General features: G+C 69.3%; 13 protein-coding genes and 1 pseudogene. 6 read left to right on the top strand and 8 right to left on the bottom strand.

From position 1 onward, the window contains the following. The 5 genes from O7632_RS31935 to fxlM form a co-directional block, all read right to left on the bottom strand. Positions 1-365, bottom strand: a 365-nt coding sequence (locus O7632_RS31935; protein WP_278119740.1) for an Imm1 family immunity protein, incomplete at its 3' end; no start/stop codon positions are given. Further along, entirely contained in the window at positions 362-1,165 is an 804-nt protein-coding gene (locus O7632_RS31930) for a DddA-like double-stranded DNA deaminase toxin (protein ID WP_278110302.1), read from the bottom strand. The genes O7632_RS31935 and O7632_RS31930, both read right to left, overlap by 4 nt. Positions 1,166-1,329: 164 nt before the next feature. Beyond that, on the bottom strand, positions 1,330-1,851 hold the full coding sequence (locus O7632_RS31925) for a DUF6624 domain-containing protein (protein WP_278110301.1): 522 nt from the start codon (positions 1,849-1,851) through the stop codon (positions 1,330-1,332). A 287-nt stretch (positions 1,852-2,138) separates the two neighbouring features. Beyond that, complete coding sequence (locus tag O7632_RS31920; RefSeq protein WP_278110300.1) at positions 2,139-2,774, bottom strand: AAA family ATPase; 636 nt, start codon at positions 2,772-2,774, stop codon at positions 2,139-2,141. Continuing rightward, positions 2,771-4,012 (bottom strand): methyltransferase, FxLD system, encoded by a 1,242-nt coding sequence (gene fxlM, locus O7632_RS31915; RefSeq protein ID WP_278110299.1) that lies wholly within the window; start codon positions 4,010-4,012, stop codon positions 2,771-2,773. The genes O7632_RS31920 and fxlM overlap by 4 nt, the downstream gene beginning before the upstream one ends. A gap of 197 nt (positions 4,013-4,209) precedes the next feature. Between fxlM and hemC the strand changes: the two genes are divergently transcribed. After that, positions 4,210-5,139, top strand: a complete 930-nt coding sequence (hemC, locus tag O7632_RS31910) for a hydroxymethylbilane synthase (protein WP_278110298.1) — start codon at positions 4,210-4,212, stop codon at positions 5,137-5,139. Between the two features lie 193 nt (positions 5,140-5,332). On the opposite strand, the gene O7632_RS31905 is transcribed toward hemC, so the two are convergent. Next, positions 5,333-6,679 (bottom strand): restriction endonuclease, encoded by a 1,347-nt coding sequence (locus O7632_RS31905; RefSeq protein WP_278110297.1) that lies wholly within the window; start codon positions 6,677-6,679, stop codon positions 5,333-5,335. Between the two features lie 627 nt (positions 6,680-7,306). Here O7632_RS31905 and O7632_RS31900 point away from each other — a divergent pair. Then, the gene (locus O7632_RS31900) at positions 7,307-8,293 is read left to right on the top strand and encodes a hypothetical protein (RefSeq protein WP_278110296.1); all 987 of its coding nucleotides are present in this window, start codon (positions 7,307-7,309) and stop codon (positions 8,291-8,293) included. Here O7632_RS31900 and O7632_RS31895 read toward each other — a convergent pair. Next, positions 8,187-9,383: an IS630 family transposase gene (locus O7632_RS31895; RefSeq protein ID WP_278110295.1), complete on the bottom strand. Its 1,197-nt coding sequence runs from the start codon at positions 9,381-9,383 to the stop codon at positions 8,187-8,189. The genes O7632_RS31900 and O7632_RS31895 overlap by 107 nt on opposite strands. A gap of 107 nt (positions 9,384-9,490) precedes the next feature. Between O7632_RS31895 and O7632_RS31890 the strand changes: the two genes are divergently transcribed. The 3 genes from O7632_RS31890 (at position 9,491) to O7632_RS31880 (ending at position 12,046) form a co-directional block, all read left to right on the top strand. Beyond that, complete coding sequence (locus tag O7632_RS31890) at positions 9,491-9,805, top strand: PH domain-containing protein (RefSeq protein ID WP_278110294.1); 315 nt, start codon at positions 9,491-9,493, stop codon at positions 9,803-9,805. 461 nt (positions 9,806-10,266) lie between these two features. Further along, positions 10,267-10,917: a transcriptional repressor LexA gene (gene lexA / locus O7632_RS31885; RefSeq protein WP_278110293.1), complete on the top strand. Its 651-nt coding sequence runs from the start codon at positions 10,267-10,269 to the stop codon at positions 10,915-10,917. Positions 10,918-11,152: 235 nt separating this feature from the next. Next, on the top strand, positions 11,153-12,046 hold the full coding sequence (locus O7632_RS31880) for a phosphotransferase (protein WP_278110292.1): 894 nt from the start codon (positions 11,153-11,155) through the stop codon (positions 12,044-12,046). Positions 12,047-12,217: 171 nt separating this feature from the next. Here the strand turns inward: O7632_RS31880 and O7632_RS31875 are convergent, their stop codons facing one another. After that, entirely contained in the window at positions 12,218-14,557 is a 2,340-nt protein-coding gene (locus tag O7632_RS31875; protein WP_278119737.1) for a DEAD/DEAH box helicase, read from the bottom strand. Between the two features lie 646 nt (positions 14,558-15,203). Between O7632_RS31875 and lexA (O7632_RS31870) the strand changes: the two are divergent. Then, a pseudogene (lexA, locus tag O7632_RS31870) lies at positions 15,204-15,838 on the top strand (transcriptional repressor LexA). Positions 15,839-16,790 lie beyond the last annotated feature (952 nt).

Raw genomic sequence — 16,790 nt, 5'->3', positions numbered from 1 at the left:
TTGGTGGTGAAGAACTCCCGCGCGGCCTGCCGAGCGGTGGTCACGGGAATGGCCGAATCATCGTAGGCGTCGGTGCGGGAACCGCCGAAGTTGTAGGCGAGATCGGCGGGCTGGTCGAGTGTGCCTTTGCTGGCGGCGATCTCGACGAACGTGTGATGCCAGACCAGGACGCTGAGGTCGTGCCGGCCGAGACAGACTTCCAGGACGTGTTCTCTGTCGCTCGTCTCCAGTGACACCATGACGGGGAACCGCTGGTAGTCGGGGGTGGCGGCTATCCGGTCGAGTAGCGCGTCGAGGTCGTCGAGCCGGTCGATGGTCACCGGCTCGGTGCGGTCGTAGGAGACCGTGACCGGTTCACTGCTCATGCCAACCCCTTTCCGTTGCCCCGGTACACGGTGACATACCGGTTCGGGCCGTAGACGGTGAGTGTCGCGTCTTTCGGCAGCACATACGGTAGGACCCGGTCACAGCCCATCGGTTCCACGCATGGCGTGTTGTTCAGGTACAGGGTGGCCTCCGTGATGCCACGGGTGCGCATCAGCGCTGCCGCGTGGCCTTCGGCATGGTCGAGGGCGGACACGTAGTGTTTGAACGGCGGACGGAGGCCGGGGCCGCCCTTACCCGGCCCGCCCTTGCCGCTGTGTACATCACTGATCCTCTCGCCGTCCGTCGTGGTGATGACCCCGTCGGTCGGGGCGTCCGCCGACCGGCGCACGGGCAAGGATTCCAGGAACCCCGGCACGTATGGAGCCGGCGCGGCGTCACCCGTCGGTGTTGATTGGCCGGACGGAGTCTCAGCCGCCGCCCGCGGCTGCGGGCTGATCTCACGCCGGCTACCCGTTGCTTCAGGGCGCGTTGATGCTGCCGCCGACGGCGGTGCATTGTCCCGGGGGAGGGCGAGGACGACGCCGATGGCCTTCCCGTACTCGATGATCGCCATCGTTGCTTCGGCGAGATGGCGGTCTGCCTCACGTAGTCGCGTGGTGGAGGCTGCCGCCGCAGTGAGGGCCTGTCGTACGAGGATGTGGTCGCTGCCGGCGGTGGCGGTTCGTAGCCGATTCGATGCGGCGTTGACCGAGGACTCGGTGGCGGCCAGGCCGGCGCGTTGCCGGGCGATCTGTTCGAGTACGGTCTGCAGTCCGGCGGCGACCTCGTCAAGACTCACCGGTACCGTCCTTCGCCCTGTCCCACGAGGTTCGACTCCTGCCGCGGCCCGTAGGCAGGACGAGCGGTGCGTCTGCTGGATGCGTTGGTGGTGTTGGCGTTCCGTCGTCTGCCCGGGCGTAGCCGTCGCGTCTGCCGGGTTCGCGTGCCCACCTGGCGCCCTGCCTACCTTTGCTGGCTGGCCGCGATGTAGTCGACCAATGGGTCAAGGCCGAGCGCGGCTCGCCGCTGGTCAACCGTGTCGGAGTCGGCGATCGGGTAGTCCGTCAGCCGGCCGTCTGGGCCGGGGCGCAGTTGGGTGCCGTAGATCTGCGGCTGGCCGGCATGTGTGGCTACCCGGTCAGTCAGGTAGGCCAAGTCGACGGCGCTGGCCTCGTTCACGGCTACGGCGGCGTGCATGAGGTCGGGGAAGCGTTTCTGCTGGTCCAGGTTGTGGTCGGCGTGTTGGGCCAGCAGCCAGGCGGCGTTGGCGCCGTCGTCGCCGACGAGACTGCGGGTGGGCCACCCGTGCTCGCTGACGATCTCGGCCAGCCGAGCGGTGTTACGTTCGTCGACCCGCGTCCACTCCCGGGCGATGTCGTCGGGGATCTCCTCACCGGGCCCTGCCCGCTCACCTGCGGCCTTCCGGACACGCTGGTCCTCATCCGCAAGGGCTAGCAGCTCCAGCCGCAGCTCGTCGTTCACCATGGTCGGCCCCAACAATCGTTGCGGTTCTCTCTCGTTTCGCTGAGTCACATTGTGCTACGGGTAGGGCAGTGGTGGCGGTGGGTTGGTCGCGGTGAGTCGCTGGCAGACACTGAGGATGTTGGCCCGCGAACAAGGCCAGGGCGTCCGAGGGCGGACAAGGGCAGGCGGGTGGTGGGCCACTGTGAACCGGTTAGCCTCCACGTCGAGGCTCGATCAACCTGCGCGAACTCGACGACGACTACCTCGGCGTCATCGTCGGTTCACGCACCGCCCGTCCCCACGATGGGTCACCCGCCTGCTGCGGTGGTGGCAGCGGTCTGGTCGGATTCGCGGTCGCAGCGCCGGCAACGCCGTGGGCATGGCGTCTGCGATGTCGCCCTGGTGAGGCCGCTGGTGTGCAGAATGGTAGTGACCGTTTGCTCGAAGGTGCTGGTTTCGCCGATGACCGTTTCGCCGGGGACGCCGAGCAGGTCGCGATGGGCGTACCAGCGGCGCATCTCGTCAGGGGTCACGGGGATGGGCTCGGCCCGGTTGAGGTGGCGGCGGACGGTTTCGTCGAAGGAGACGTCCAGGTAGAACACAGCGACCGGTCCGGGATGACTGTCGATGAGTTGGAGCAGGACCGTGGCGTAGCGTTCGGTGTGCAGGATGCCTTCGAGGATGACGTGGTAGCCCAGGTCGAGGGCGGTGCGGGCGGTCGCGGTGATGAACGCTGGGGCGACCGGCTGGATGTGGGTGCTGTCGTGCTCCCTCAGGATGGTTCTGCGCAGGTAGTCCTGTTCCAGCAGGGCGCAGCCGCGCCCGTAGCGGTGTCGTGCTTCCCGGGCCGCAGTCGTCTTTCCGCTTGCCGAGTTTCCGCGCACGATGACGAGGGTCGGGAACTGGTGCGAGAGTCGTTCGACGCGCGGCGGGTCGGCGGTCATCGCGGGTTGCCGAGGGCGGGCCAGGTGACGGCCGTCGTGGCGTGGCGGCGGGTCACGAGCAGCTGGGGTACATCGGGTGTAGGCGGGTGTGTGCCGGTGGGGTGCACGGTGATCGTCGGACCGGGGTGGTGCCGGTGGTCGTGTTCCCAGACCGTGATGAGGTCAAGCATGTCGGCGGTGAGGGTGTCGGCGTCGGGTCCGAAGCCGTGGACGCCGAACTGCCAGGTGGTGTCATCGAGCTTGCGCATCGCGAGGTAGGCGAAGCTGTCGGCGGTGAGCAGGGTCGGGCAGAAGAACCGGTCCTGCGGATCGACCAGGCCGGCGGCGCGTTCGCGGTCGACGGCGAGGGTGCCGAAGGGCCGGGGTTGGCTGGCCAGCCACAGGTGCAGTGACTCGAAAGAAGGGCCTTCCCGCATCGTGATGGTGACCGGCGACCAGGCCTCCCGCCGCGGGGAGTGCAGCGCCGCCGCGAGTGCGTCCGGGTTCACCTCGGTGGTGGTGTCGTCCAGGATCAGGACGACGTCGTCGCCGTGCAGGGCCAGGCGGCGGGTGGGATGGCGTCCGTTGCCCTGCATCGGTACGAACCCGCATTGCAGTGCCGCGGTGGCGAGAAGATGATCCTCGTGGCGTCGCAGGGCGAGGCACCGGGTCATGCCACGTATCCGCAGCGGCACGATGAGAACACCATCTGGGGTGAGTTGGTCGAGCCAGGCCGGGGGAAGGTCCGGTGCCTCCACCGTGACGATGATGGCGTCGAACGGGGCGCTGGGCTGGTGTGCGTACTCGCCGTCGCCGTGTACCACCGTCACCTGCCGGTAGCCGGCACGGTCCAGGCCGGTACGGGCGCGGTCGACGACGTCGGCGTCGATGTCGACGGTGACGACTGTGCCGTCCGGGCCGACGACGTCGGCGACCAGCGCGGCGTTGTAGCCGCCGGAGCCGACTTCAAGGACCCGGGCACCGGGTGCCAGCGTGGCCTGCTCGAGCATGTAGGCCTGCAGCCACGGCGCGGAGATCGAACTCGTCGCGCGTCCGTCCGGGCCGCGTCTGGTGACGACGACGTCATCGGCGTACGCGGCCTCGACGCTGACGCCGTCGGTCGCGAACAGATGTCGCGACACCCGGCGAAACGCCGCCTCCACCGCCGGCGAACTGATCCAGCCGCTGGCGAGGAGCTGGTCGGCGAGCCGGGCGCGGGCCTCATCCGCGGAGACGGTGTCAAGCGCGGAACCAACCATATGGTCTGACCCTCCGTGAGCAGGCGATGCGGATGCGCGGCGACGATATCGGGCGCATATGACAAACCGCGCCCTTCGGGGTCGCCTCGTGGGAGGTCCTCGGTGCACCGCCCGTGCGTCCGGTGGTGGATTGAGCCGCCCCGGCGCGTCGCTGCCGCTGTTCCGGCCACGACGGGGCGCGGCCGTACCCTGTCGGGGTGGCGATACAACTGATCACCGTCGGCACCCGATCCTCTCCGATGGCCCTCGCGCAGGCCGAGCAGGTCGCCGGGATGTTGGCGCTGCTCGACCCTGCCGTGGAGATCCGGTTGGCGCCGATGACGACCAGCGGCGACCGGTGGACCGGTGACCTCGCGGTCATCGGCGGCAAGGGCGCGTTCGTCCGCGAGTTGGACCGCGCCCAACTCGCCGGGGAGGTCACGATCGCCGTGCACTGCCTCAAGGACGTCCCCGGCGACGTCGCCCTGCCCGAGGGGTTGACGATCGCTGCCTACCTGCCACGCGAGGATGTGCACGACGCGGTGGTGTCCCGCCACGGCGGCACGCTCGACGACCTGCCCGCCGACGCGACCGTCGCGACCAGCTCGCCGCGCCGCCGCGCCCAACTCACCGCCCGCTGGCCACACCTGCGCGTCACCGCCGTACGCGGTAACACGAACACCAGACTGCGCAAACTCGACCAGGGCGAGTACGACGCGATGATCCTCGCCGTCGCCGGGCTCCGCCGCATCGGCCAGACCGCCCGGATCACCCAGGTGCTTCCGGTCGAGGACATGCTGCCCGCCGTCGGCGCCGGCGCGATCGTGGTCACCACCCGCACCGGCGACACCGCGACGACCCGCCTCGTCGCCCAGCTGAACGACCCGGCCACCGCGCTGGCGGCCACCGCCGAACGCGCCATGCTCCGCGCGCTCACCGGCCACTGCCACAGCCCGATCGGCGGGCTCGCCCAAGTCGAGTCGAACGCTGTACGACTGCACGGTGCCGTCTACAGCCCCGACGGCGCCAAGCAGGTCACCGCGACCATGCGAGGACCCCACTGCGACGCCGACGACCTGGGACGCCGAGTCGCCGACGCCCTGCTGCGGGCCGGGGCACGTGACCTCATCGCCTCCGCGGCCAGCTGATACAGAAGCAGGACCACGAAATCTCTGCCCTGCGGGTCCGCCTGGTCTGTCCACGGGACATGGGAAAAGCAGGGCATACGGCATCTGGCAGGCGGTGATCCCGCTCGCACGTACCCAGCCCGCCCCGTCGAACAGGCGGCCGCTCGCGAGGGCGTGACCATGCAGTCATCAGCGCCGGTTATCGGGGTAGGAACTACACCAGGCTGGGCAGGTCAAGTCGAGCGACTACCGGCACGACGGTGGCGTGGTCGACCGGTGCGCCGGCCAGGATGATCAGGGCATCGCGGATACGTGCCGCTCCGCGCACCGGGCCGGTCAGGTTGATCGGCGTTGGTTCGGTCGCCTGCCCGGTGGCGGTGTCGAGGACGGTGATGAGGACGTGGCGATCGGCACCGACGATCAGGACGTGGCGCTCGTCGAGACGGATGAGGCCGTGCGGCCGGCCGACCGGGGTCACGACCCACCGGTGCTTGCCGGTGTCGACGTCGGTGATCGCGCTGTGCCCGTCGCCGAGCACGAAGAACGTGCGTTCGTACAGCCAGCACGCCGTCTGGCAGGCGCCCGCCGGGAGCCCTGCGGGCCATCGCTGCTGGTCGCCGAGGTGGTCACCGATCTGCACCAGACTGGCGTGCTCGGTGCCGGGCCAGCCGACCGTGTCGCGGTCCAGCAGCCACGGTGTGCCGTGCGGGCCGGGGACGATGATCGGCGGGCGGGTAAAGCCGCCTGCGGCCACTTCCAAGGCGTCCTGCCGGTGGCGCAGCACCCCGCCGTTGCGGACCACGAAGAGGTCACCATCGGTCGTGGCTAACGGGCTGCCGACGCAGTCGGTGAGTTCCAGACGCCGGCGAGGCTGGGCGCGGCGACCGACGGCGAGGTCCATGATGCCGTCGTCCACGGTGATGAGCAGTCGGCCGTGGTCGGCGGTGATGCCGGCGATCGTGGTGCCGTAGGCAGTCACGGTGGGATCTACCGCGCCGGGTGCTGCGACGGCAGCCGGGGTGAAGCCATCGGGGACACCCGACCGTAGCGGGTCCGGGTCCGGGCGTCGTGGGCGCAGAAGCGTCGCCAACGGCAGGTTCGGGTGGCCGAACACCGACAGCGACCGGTTCACAGCGTCGATGAGTTCGGGTCCGGACACGGTACCGCTGATCAATGCTTCCAGGTGGGTGCGGTCGAGCAGTACGACGTCGCGGGATCGTTCAGCGCGGCGTAGCGCGCTGGCGGCGAACCCCGACCACGAGGCGAGGATGCCCATGGTGCCCGGTCGCCGCTCGGTCAGCACATCACTCAGGTGGCGTAGCGGTTCGTCGGTGATCGGGTCGGCGTACCACTTCGCCTCCAGCAGCCACCAGGTGCCGTCGTAACAGAACGCGACGTCGACTTCGCCGTGTGGCCCCCGCTGATCGGCCTCGGCGTCGATTCCGTCGCGAACCAGCGCGTCGGCGATCAGGGTGTTTAACCGCATCCCGCGTACCGACTCAGTCATCCCGCCGGCCTGCTTGCGCAGGTCGGCGTACCGGCTCACGAGACTGGTGTTCATCTGTGGTCCGGGATCGGTGGGCACCGCGTCAGTATCCCAGCCGCCGGGCTACCGGCGACCGGCTGATCTCTTCCCGCCCTCGACATCACGGTCCCCTGACGGAGCAAGCCGCAAGGCGCCCGCTGTCGGCGTCGTCCGCACCCACCTGACTGCTGGCCGCCTACTTGTCCGCGGCCAGCTGATACGGAAGCAGGACTACGAGATCCCTGCCCCGCGGGTCCGCCTGTTCTGTCCACAGACCTATCCCGCACGGGAAAAAGCCCACAGGGCAAGTTCGGCGCGGTGAGCAGGAACGTCAGGGCCAGGCCCGACAGGCGGCGTCAGGATCGTGGAGAACACAAACACGTCGCCAGACCGTGTCGTCCAAGGCGCGAACCTGCTCTCGGAACGGACGCCTGTGCCGCTCTCAATAGCGACCCGTCACCGGCTCGCCTTGGGGCCGGCGCGGCACGCACGTGTTAGCCTCAGCAGATCCGGCTGCGGTGGAGGGTCGGAAGTGACGTACGCCAACCACCCGGACCTGGCGGACGCGCGAGCAAGGGTGTGGTGCGCCCGCTCCACCGAGTCTGTCTTCTTGACCTCATGGCTGTGTGACAACCGCTGGCCGGGCGGCGTGGAGGGTCACGCATGTCCCATTCACTTCGTTCAGCGCGGGCCCGGGTACGGGCGGCGTACACCGGCGAGCACATCATGGCAGCCCGCCAGGGCGTCGGGCGTAACGGCGACCTCGGCTTGGACCGCTGCAGCCTCCCCCAGCAACGGCTCCGCACCCTGCTCGCCACACATCTGTTCAACGCCGGCGACACGGGGGTACTCGTCGGCAGCTCGATCGTCAGCACGCTGACTCACTGCACGCTGACGATGTCCCCGCGCTTCGACGACCTCGTCGTCGTTGCGGAGTGTCCCACCAACGTCCTCGGCTACCTCGTTCCCAACGGCGTCGGGAAGGACACGGCCGAGTTGCCAGGGCTGCGCCTGAGCCACCTCGACGACAACGAAACCTACCGACTGGTCCACCTACCCACCGGTGCCCGGATGACCGTCACCGGTCGACGGCGCACCCTGTTCGATGACAGCTGCTTCGCGAGCTACTCCGGGGCCAGCCGAGACGGGCGACGATGGTGGACGCCCGATGTCCCGCTGACGCCGACGGAGCGGGACTCACTGCGCTTCAACCCCGTTCCACCTGACGGCGTCGCCCAGATCCTCCGCGCGCTGGTCACCCGCCTCAGCGCCCGCGATGTCTCCGGTAGGTGGGCCATTGGCTACTGGTTCTACGATCCGCTCGGCCGCGCCCGACCCACTGGCTTCAACGACTACCGGTTACGCCGTCGACTCATTGGCGCTGGTCCGCACTGGCACTTGCAGTGGAACGGCTACCCCTACCCGAAAGACGTCACCGCCATGCTGCTCGATACCACCGCGGGCCTACCCGGTATCAACGCCACAGGCACCGGCCGATCTTTTGATCTTGTCCTAAGTGGTTCAGGTCGTAAGTCCTTCGGGGTTACGCGGCCTGGGCGTGTGCGGCGGGCTGGTGTTGGCAGTCGGCGTGTTGCTCGGGGTGTGGGTCTTTCCGTTCGTGTCGTTCGATCCGGGCCAGTAGGTCGGTGAGGTCGGTCGGGGTGAACTTCCATCTGAAGGGCCGGGCGGTCGCGTTGTAGCGCTGTTCGAAGGCGGCGAGGCGGTATTGCACCTGGTCGAGGCTGGTGAAGTCGTTGGGGGTGACGACTTTGCGTTGCACGATGGAGAAGTAGATCTCGATTTGGTTGAGCCAGGAGGCGTGGACCGGGGTGTGGATCATGACGGCGTTGGGGTAGCGCCTGCGCAGGCGGTCGATCGCGGTCTGGCCCCGGTGGGAGGAGCCGTTGTCGACGATCCAGAACACGCGGCGGGCGGAGGCGTACGGTTCCCGGGTCATGACCTCGTCGACGAGGTCGGTGAACGGGGTGATGCCGGTGGTGTCGTGGCAGAGTCCGATGACGTGGGCGCGGTGCACGTCGTAGGCGGCGAGGTAGGCGAGGGCGCCGCCGCGGTCGTACTCGTGGTTGACCCGCATGGCGCGGCCGGTGCCGGGGGGCAGTGTGGGGTGGCAGCGGCAGCGGGCCTGGATGGAGGTCTTCTCGTCGGCGCTGATGACGTACTCGTCGTCGCCCAGTGGCCGACCGTCGAAGACGCGCTGGTAGAGGTTCAGGACGCGGGTGGCGCGGGTGGCGAAGTCCGGGTCCCGGATGAAGATCCACGACTGGTGTCGCCAGGGTTTGATCGTGTCGGCGGCCAGGATTCTGCGGATCGTGGCCGGTGAGATCGTCTCGGCGATTCCCCGGGCGGCGACCTCTCTGGCGAGGTCGGGGCAGTTCCACTTCGACAGCGGTGTGCCGGTCTCGGCCGGTAGTTGACAGGCCAGGGCTTTGACCTCGGCGATCTGGACCGGGGTGAGACGGGGCGGTCGTCCGCTGCGGGGTCGGTCTGTCAGCCCGGCCATGCCCTCGTCGGCGTACCGACCGCGCCAGCGTCGTACCGTGTCGACGGTGACCTGATGCCGGCGGGCGATCGCCGCGTTGGAGTGGCCACGGGCGGCGTCGCGGACGATCCGGGCGCGGATGACCTGCTGGTAGCCGGCGGCATGTGAGCGGGCCAGGGTTTCGAGCCGGTGCCGGTCGGCGGCGGACACGGTGATCTGGCGGGCGTGGCAGGCGGGCACTGGAGGACTCCACGGTCGATCGACGGCCCCCGTGGCGGATCACGATCCTTGCCGGATGACGGCTCGACAGCGGCACGTGACACGCCGCGAACGGGGAGGATGAGGCCATGCCCACGATCCCCGCGTCGACCAAGGCGTCCTTGATCCAGCGGCTGAGCGGGCACGCCCGCCGGAACTGGCCACAGGTGGCGGGCGTGCACGTGCGGTACCACGGCCAGTTCGCCTACGTCACCGTCGAGCTGACCGACGGTGAACGGCTCCCCCTGATGCGACTGCGTTACGGCGGTTCCGCCCACCGGTGGGGTACCGCCATCCACACCGCCAGCACGAACGACTACGAGAACCAGGTCTGGTTCACCGGCACCACCGAGGAAGCCTTCGACCTGGTCTGCGACCTCAAGCTCAGCCCCAGGACCTCTTGATCACCAACCGCGCCAGGTCCGGACCGTCAACCCCCGAAGGACTTACGACCTGAACCACTAAGAGGTGAGACGCTCCGTATTCAGTCCGAGTCTGGCGAATGAGCCGGCCGATCCTCGCCGAAGCCAGCTGAGAACGGACGGCGACGGAGGGAGTACAGCGGCGCTGGAAGCTTTCCCCTCGGCAGAACCGGCCGAGCGGTCCCGGCAGCCGACACACGAACCGTCCTCTGGCCCGCGCCGAAGGTATGGCAGTTGGTCGATTCGGTACCGCCGTTCCGCGCCGCATCGAGACGCACCTCGCGCCGCTGCCGGCAACCGTGAACGCGTGCGAGGCGGCGTCGGAACTGCGGGGACCACGTTCCGTTAAGGGGTGCACTGAAGCCATGTCTCGATGATGCGCAGACAACGCGACTATACCGCAGAGTTAGTACGCATGTTCTGATGTGCGGTATCGTTTTGGGGTGACCGTTCCTGACGTGCCATCTGATCCGGTGTCGTTGACCGACCGGCAGCGGCAGATTCTTGACGTGATCCGTAACTGGGTTCAGCGGCATGGCTATCCGCCGACGGTGCGGGAGATCGGTGTGGCCGTCGGGCTTGGTTCCCCTTCGTCGGTGGCGCATCACCTGAAGGCCCTCGAACACCACGGCCTGATCCGGCGGGCCCCTGGCGGGCCGCGAGCGGTTGATGCCCGCCCTCTGCCTGGTGACAAGCCATCAATGGATTCGGGCGCCTTGTCGGGAATCGCTGTGCCCCTGTTGGGATCCATCGCCGCCGGCGCGCCGATCCTCGCCGAAGAGTTGGTGGAGGAGGTGCTGTCCCTGCCCGCCGACATGGTCGGCCGGGGCCCGCTGTTCGCGCTGCGGGTACGAGGCGACTCCATGATCGAAGCGGCCATCGCCGACGGCGACATCATCGTGGTGAGGCAGCAGGCGGCCGCCGACAACGGCGACATCGTCGCCGCGATGCTCGACGGGGAAGCCACCGTCAAGCAGTACCGAAAGCGCGACGGTCGCACCGAGCTCGTCCCCCGCAACCCGCGCTACCCGGTACTGCCCGGCGATCACGCGACAATCCTCGGCAAAGTCGTCTGCGTCCTGCACCGCCCGTGATATGGATGATCGCCGCCACCCCGCATCACCGCCCCCGCCCGGACGATCGAGAGGAGCCGAGGGCTCGGCCCGCCTGCTGGCGGGCCCGGCCATGAAGACCGCTGTCCGATGTCACTGTTCTTTCCCGGCGCGGTCATCGGCCGGCACGACAAATGGTGACGAAGGCGCGCCGTCACCAGCTCGGGCTGGCGTGCCGCCCGTTGGCCGTGACCCCGTCGGCGGGCAGGATGACCTGATGTCCTCCTCCGCGTCCCAGATCGTGTTCCGGCCAACCGACCCTGACGCTCGGTCGGCGCTGCGCCAGCACGCCGCCCGGGTCGGGATCATGGTCGAAGGGCTGCTGCATCACACGGACAAGGCGATCGTGGCCGCCGGGTCCCGCGACGGTGAGCCGGTCGTGGTCAAGCTGCTCACCACCGACGATCCGTACTGGACCGGCCGCCGCGAGCATGAACTCGATGTCTACCGGCGCATCGCCGCGGACCCGCCCCCGGTGGTCACGCCCCGGCTGCGGTACGCCGACGAGCGGCTCACCGTCCTCACGCGCGTGCCAGGCGCCCGCCTGGCCGACGAGCGACACCTGACCGGCGATGTGAACGGCCGATCCGTCGACGTCGTGCTGGATACCCTTCATGCGGTGGCCGCGTGGATGCCGCACCCGCCGCTGCCGGAGCCGATCGCCGACTACCACGGCCGCATCGACGCCGAACACGCCGCAGGCCAGCTCGACGACGCCGACCGGGCAGCGCTGCACCAGCTCGTCGACGCCAGCGGCGACACCCGGCAGGTCGCACACGGCGACCCGTTACCGGCCAACCTGCTGCTCGCCGACGGCCGCTGCGCGATCATCGACTTCGAACACTGCGGCCGATATCTCCCCGGCTACGACCTGGCCCTGCTCTACACCATCGGCGCACCCGCCAGCCCGACCCTCGCACAGGCGATCACCGACCGGATCCACGGCCACGACCTCACCGTCGGGTTCGCGGTCAACCTGGCCCTGCTCGTCGCCCGGGAGATCCGCCTCCACGCCCCGCTGCCCGACAACGCGCAGAAGACACACCGCCTCACCGCGCTGGCCCGCCTGCGCGGCCACGCCGCCGACCTGATCCGCCAGACACGGCGATGATCATCACCGCGCTGACAGTCGACCACCTCGCGGCGGTCCGCGAGCTGATGACCCGCGGTGCCCCTACATCCGGGTCGCCGGTCAGCGGACCTGGTCCGACGCCTCGCCGGAGAGAACCCCCGACGGGGACATCGGCGCGTGCGGGGCGAGCTGCTACGGCTGGGCGTGGGTTCAGGGTGTGGTGAAGCCGAGCGTGCGGTAGCCGGGCATGCGGCGGGGGAGTGAGGCGGCGAGGATGGGGGTGGCGGGGTCGTGGTAGTCGTGGACTTCGGCGGTGTCTTTGCCGGGTGCGGCGCGGATGACGCGGCCGGCGCATTGGATGAGTAGGCCGTCGTAGGAGATGGGGCCGGCGAGGAAGAGGGTGTCGAGGGCGGGGGCGTCGAAGCCTTCGCCGATGAACGGTGTGGTGCCGATGACGAGGAGTCCGTCGCCGACCTTGGCGGTGTCGAGTCGGTCGATGACGGTGCGTCGGTTGGTGGTGCTCATGGCGCCTTGGAGCACGAGTGCTTGGTGTCCCCGGGCGGCGAGGAGGGTGGTGAGCGCCTCGACGTGGGCGATCCGGCGGGTGAGGACGAGGCAGTTGCGTCCGCGTGTCAGTGCCGCGGTGACGTCGTCGGCGATCCGGGTGTTGCGGGGTTCGTCGAGGGCCAGCCGTCGGTGGACTTCGGCGAGTGCGCCGGGTGCGTCGAGGTCCACGTCGCCGGGTTGGAATGTGGTGTCGTGGATGTGGAGCAGCCGTCTCGGTCCGGCGTCTGGCTGCATCGCGGCCGCGATGGTGCCTTGTTGCTCGTCGGTGAGGGTGTGTCGGACGGGTCCGAGTTGCCAGGTGACGAGTTGGCCGAGGCCGTCGCGTCGGGTGGGTGTGGCGGTGAGGCCGAGCCAGAACTGCGCGGCGATCCGTTTGACGCAGTGTTCGTACGCGGCGGCGGCCAGGTGGTGGCATTCGTCGACGATGACGTGTCCGTAGCCGTGGGTGAGGGTGGGGATGTCGTCGCGTCGCGCGAGGGAGGGCAGCAGGGCGATGTCGACCGCGCCGGTGAGTTTCCGGCGGCCGCCGCCGAGCTGACCGGGTCGGAGGGTGAGGAACTGCTCGAGGCGGGCGCGCCACTGGTCGGCGAGGGCTTTGCGGTCGACGAGGATCAGGGTGGAGGTGTTGCGTTCGGTGATCATGGCGCAGGCCATGACGGTCTTGCCGGCTCCGGGTGGGGCGACCAGTATCCCGTCGTCGTGGGCGAGGAGCGCGCTGACCGCGTGGGTCTGTTTGTCGGTGAGGTCGCCGGTGAACGCGGCGTCGATCTCGGTTCCGGGGTTGCGTGCGTCGGTGACGGCCAGTCGTGATCCGGCGCGTTCGACGATCGTGGTGATGGTGTGCCGCAGGCCGCGCGGGAGGATGAGTCGGTCGTCGAGGGTGAGGTCGTAGCCGCGGATGAAGCGTGGGGTGTCCCAGGTGGATTTGCGGAGGCGCTGCAGTTCGTAGAACTTCGGGTTGGCCATGGCGGCGGCGTGTTTGAACGTCGCGAGCGCGGCCGGGGTCAATCGCGTGGCGTCGATGCTCAGCCCGGCTGCGACCTCGGCGTGTATCACCGGCGGCAGGGCGGGGTGGACCAGGGTCGCGGCGGATCGGCTCATCGCGGTGACGTCGGTGCCGGTGGTGGCGGCTTTGGCCCGTTTGGCGACGCGTTCGGCGCCTGCGGGGGTGAGCCGGTCCAGCGTCGACAGGAACGCCCACTGGTCGTCGTACGGTTCGAGGGTGCCGGGGTCGAGGAACGTGGTCAGTCCGTCCTTGCGCCGGCGGCCGTGCAACGGCGCGGCGATCAGGTTCCCGAAGCCACCTGCGGGTAGGACGTCCTGGTTGGGGAACAACCGGTCGTAGGACCGCAGGTCCATCGACCCGCGTAGCACCATCGCCTCGCGTAGAAGGATGGTGCCGACCGCCCGGGCGGTCGTCGCCGGGACCGTGTCGGTGAAGAGGATCCACACGTGGGCGCCGCGACCCGACTGGGAGATCTCCAGCGCGGCCGGCACCACGCTGGCCCTCGCCGCTTTCACATAGGCTAGGGCGTCGAGCATCGCTGTCGGACCGTCGAAGTCGGCCACGACGAACCGGCAGGTGTTCCCCGGCAGCAGCGGGTACAGGCCGATGAACACGTCGCCGACGAGGTGGGCGGCGACGACCTCCGCCGTGAGGGGCAGGTAGGAAGCGCCGCGCCGGTCCATGCCCTTACGCCAACCGCCGGCGACTGCGGGCATCCAGCCGGCGGTCCCGGTACGGGCGTTCTCCCACCGTATGGCGTACACGTCGGTCCGGGCCCGGAACCGGTCGCTGAACAGCGCCAGTTTGTCCGCCGTCGGCGACGCCATCGTGACCATCCCAGGTGCCGCGACCGGCGCGGACAACTGCTCCGGTCGCGGCATCGTGTTCTGGCCGCGTAGGTCCAGCAGCCGGGCCAGCCGGGCGTTCTCCGCCCGCAACCGCTCCACCTCCCGGCGAAGACCACCGAACTCGTCCACCGGACCATCCTCGCGTGAGAGACGGCGGACACGACGCAATCCACGCACTACCGGGCTCGCCTGCCGTGAACACCCTGCCCTCCGCGTCCTGCAAAGCACCCGTGTGAGAGATGCCGGCGAGGACCAAGACCAGGGGATGGCTCCGTCCGCAGGAACCATCCCGCGGGCGGGGAGCAGATCCTCTACATGCGCCGTGTCCGTCGGCCGATGTCGGGCAGGGAGGCCATGGCCCAGTCGTAGGGCCGCCGGCCTTTGGTGCCCGTGGCAGCACACGCCGTCGACATCGTCGCCGAGGAATGAGCGGACCAGCTTGACCGGGGTCGGCTCCCTGCAGATCAGATGAAGGACCGGTACGCGCAGGTGCGATCCTCTGGCGATCGCCGTCAGCTCGGTCAGGTAGGCCGAGTCATCGTTTTCGGGGCATCTTGATCCAGACGATCCTGCCTATCAGCTTGTTGAGTGCCTTGATTCGGTCCTCATGTCGCCGCCGCTGAGCTGCGCTGCGCGCGCCATGATGAGTTGGGTCTGCTGCGCGTCGAAGTAGTGGGTGCGCTGAAGCTACGTCTCGACGACGCGGAGACCACGTCACCAAGTTAGTACGCTTGTTCTAAATCTGCGGTATCGTCCTCGGGTGACCGCTTCTGAGATGCCACCCGATCCAGGGTCGTTGACTTCCCGCCAGCGGCAGATTCTTGACGTGATCCGCAACTGGGTTCAGCGACATGGCTACCCGCCGACGGTGCGGGAGATCGGTGTGGTCGTCGGTCTCGGCTCTCCCTCGTCGGTGGCGCATCACCTGAAGGCCCTCGAGTACCACGGCATGATCCGGCGGGCTCCTGGCGGGCCGCGAGCGGTCGACGCCCGCCCCTGGTCGGTGACGACCCGTCAGTGGATTCGGAAGCCCCGTGCGGAACCGCTGTGCCCCTGCTGGGAGCCATCGCCGCCGGCACGCCGGTCCTCGCCGAGGAGCATGTCGAGGAAGTGCTGTCCCTGCCTGCCGAACTGGTCGGCCGAGGCACGGTGTTCGCGCTGCGGGTACGAGGTGGCTCCATGACCGAAGCGGGCATCACCGACGGCGACATCATCGTGGTACGGCAGCAGACGGTCGCCGACAACGGCGACATCGTCGCCGCCATGCTCGACGGGGAAGCCACTGTCAAGCAGTTCCGAACCCGCGGCGGCCGCACCGAACTCGTCCCCCGCAACCCGCGCTACCCGGTGCTGCCCGGCGACCACGCCACGATCCTCGGCAAGGTCGTCTGCGTCCTGCACCGCCCGTGATGACGATCATCACCGCCACCCCGCACCACCGCCAATTCAGCTAGCCGTTGACAGAAGGCTTGCTCGGGCGGGGGCGACCGGTACCCCACACCGCGTTGTGTCAACGGCGGACTGGAATCCACTGGCCGCCGACAGTCGGCCCGATCGTCGACGAAACAGCGGAAGACCCCCGCGCGGGCGGGGACGACCCACGAGCTCCACCGCGACGACGACCGCGGCGTGGAAGACCCCCGCGCGGGCGGGGACGACGTCCCGGATCGTGCGGGTCGCCGCCTTGTGGGGAAGACCCCCCGCGCGGGCGGGGACGACCGCTGGCAGGCGTCGTAGATCCGGTCCAGCGGCGGAAGACCCCTGCGCGGGCGGGAACGACGCCGGTCTGCATCGCCCAGAGCCGGATCTCCACGGAAGACCCCCGCGCGTGCGGGGACGACACCAACCAGGACTGGTCGGCCGGCACCGCCTAGCTGTAGGCGGGAAGACCCCCGCGCGGGCGGGGACGACGACATGGCGGCGAGTTCGGCGACGGCGGTCTGCGGAAGACCCCCGCGCGGGCGGGGACGACACGCGACCGGGAGCGTTGACACCCGGTCCCACACCAACTGCGGGAAGACCCCCGCGCGGGCGGGGACGACTCGCGCAGCCCGGTCTCGGTGTTGACCGTGTACGGAAGACCCCCGCGCGGGCGGGGACGACCCGACATTGGCGTCCAGGTCGTCGGCGCCATGCGGAAGACCCCCGCGCGGGCGGGGACGACGACACCCTGGCGGTGACCGCAACCGTGATGGGCGGAAGACCCCCGCGCGGGCGGGGACGACGCCTCGCCCGGATCGAGCGCGTACGCAACCAGTGGAAGACCCCCGCGCGGGCGGGGACGACTACTCCAGCAGGTTGCCCAACGCGCCCTGGCGCGGAAGACCCCCGCGCGGGCGGGGACGACCACGGAGTCATCAAG

The organism is Solwaraspora sp. WMMD406 (assembly GCF_029626025.1).
Taxonomy (GTDB): Bacteria; Actinomycetota; Actinomycetes; order Mycobacteriales; family Micromonosporaceae; genus Micromonospora_E.
This window is presented reverse-complemented; position numbering and strand designations above follow the sequence as displayed.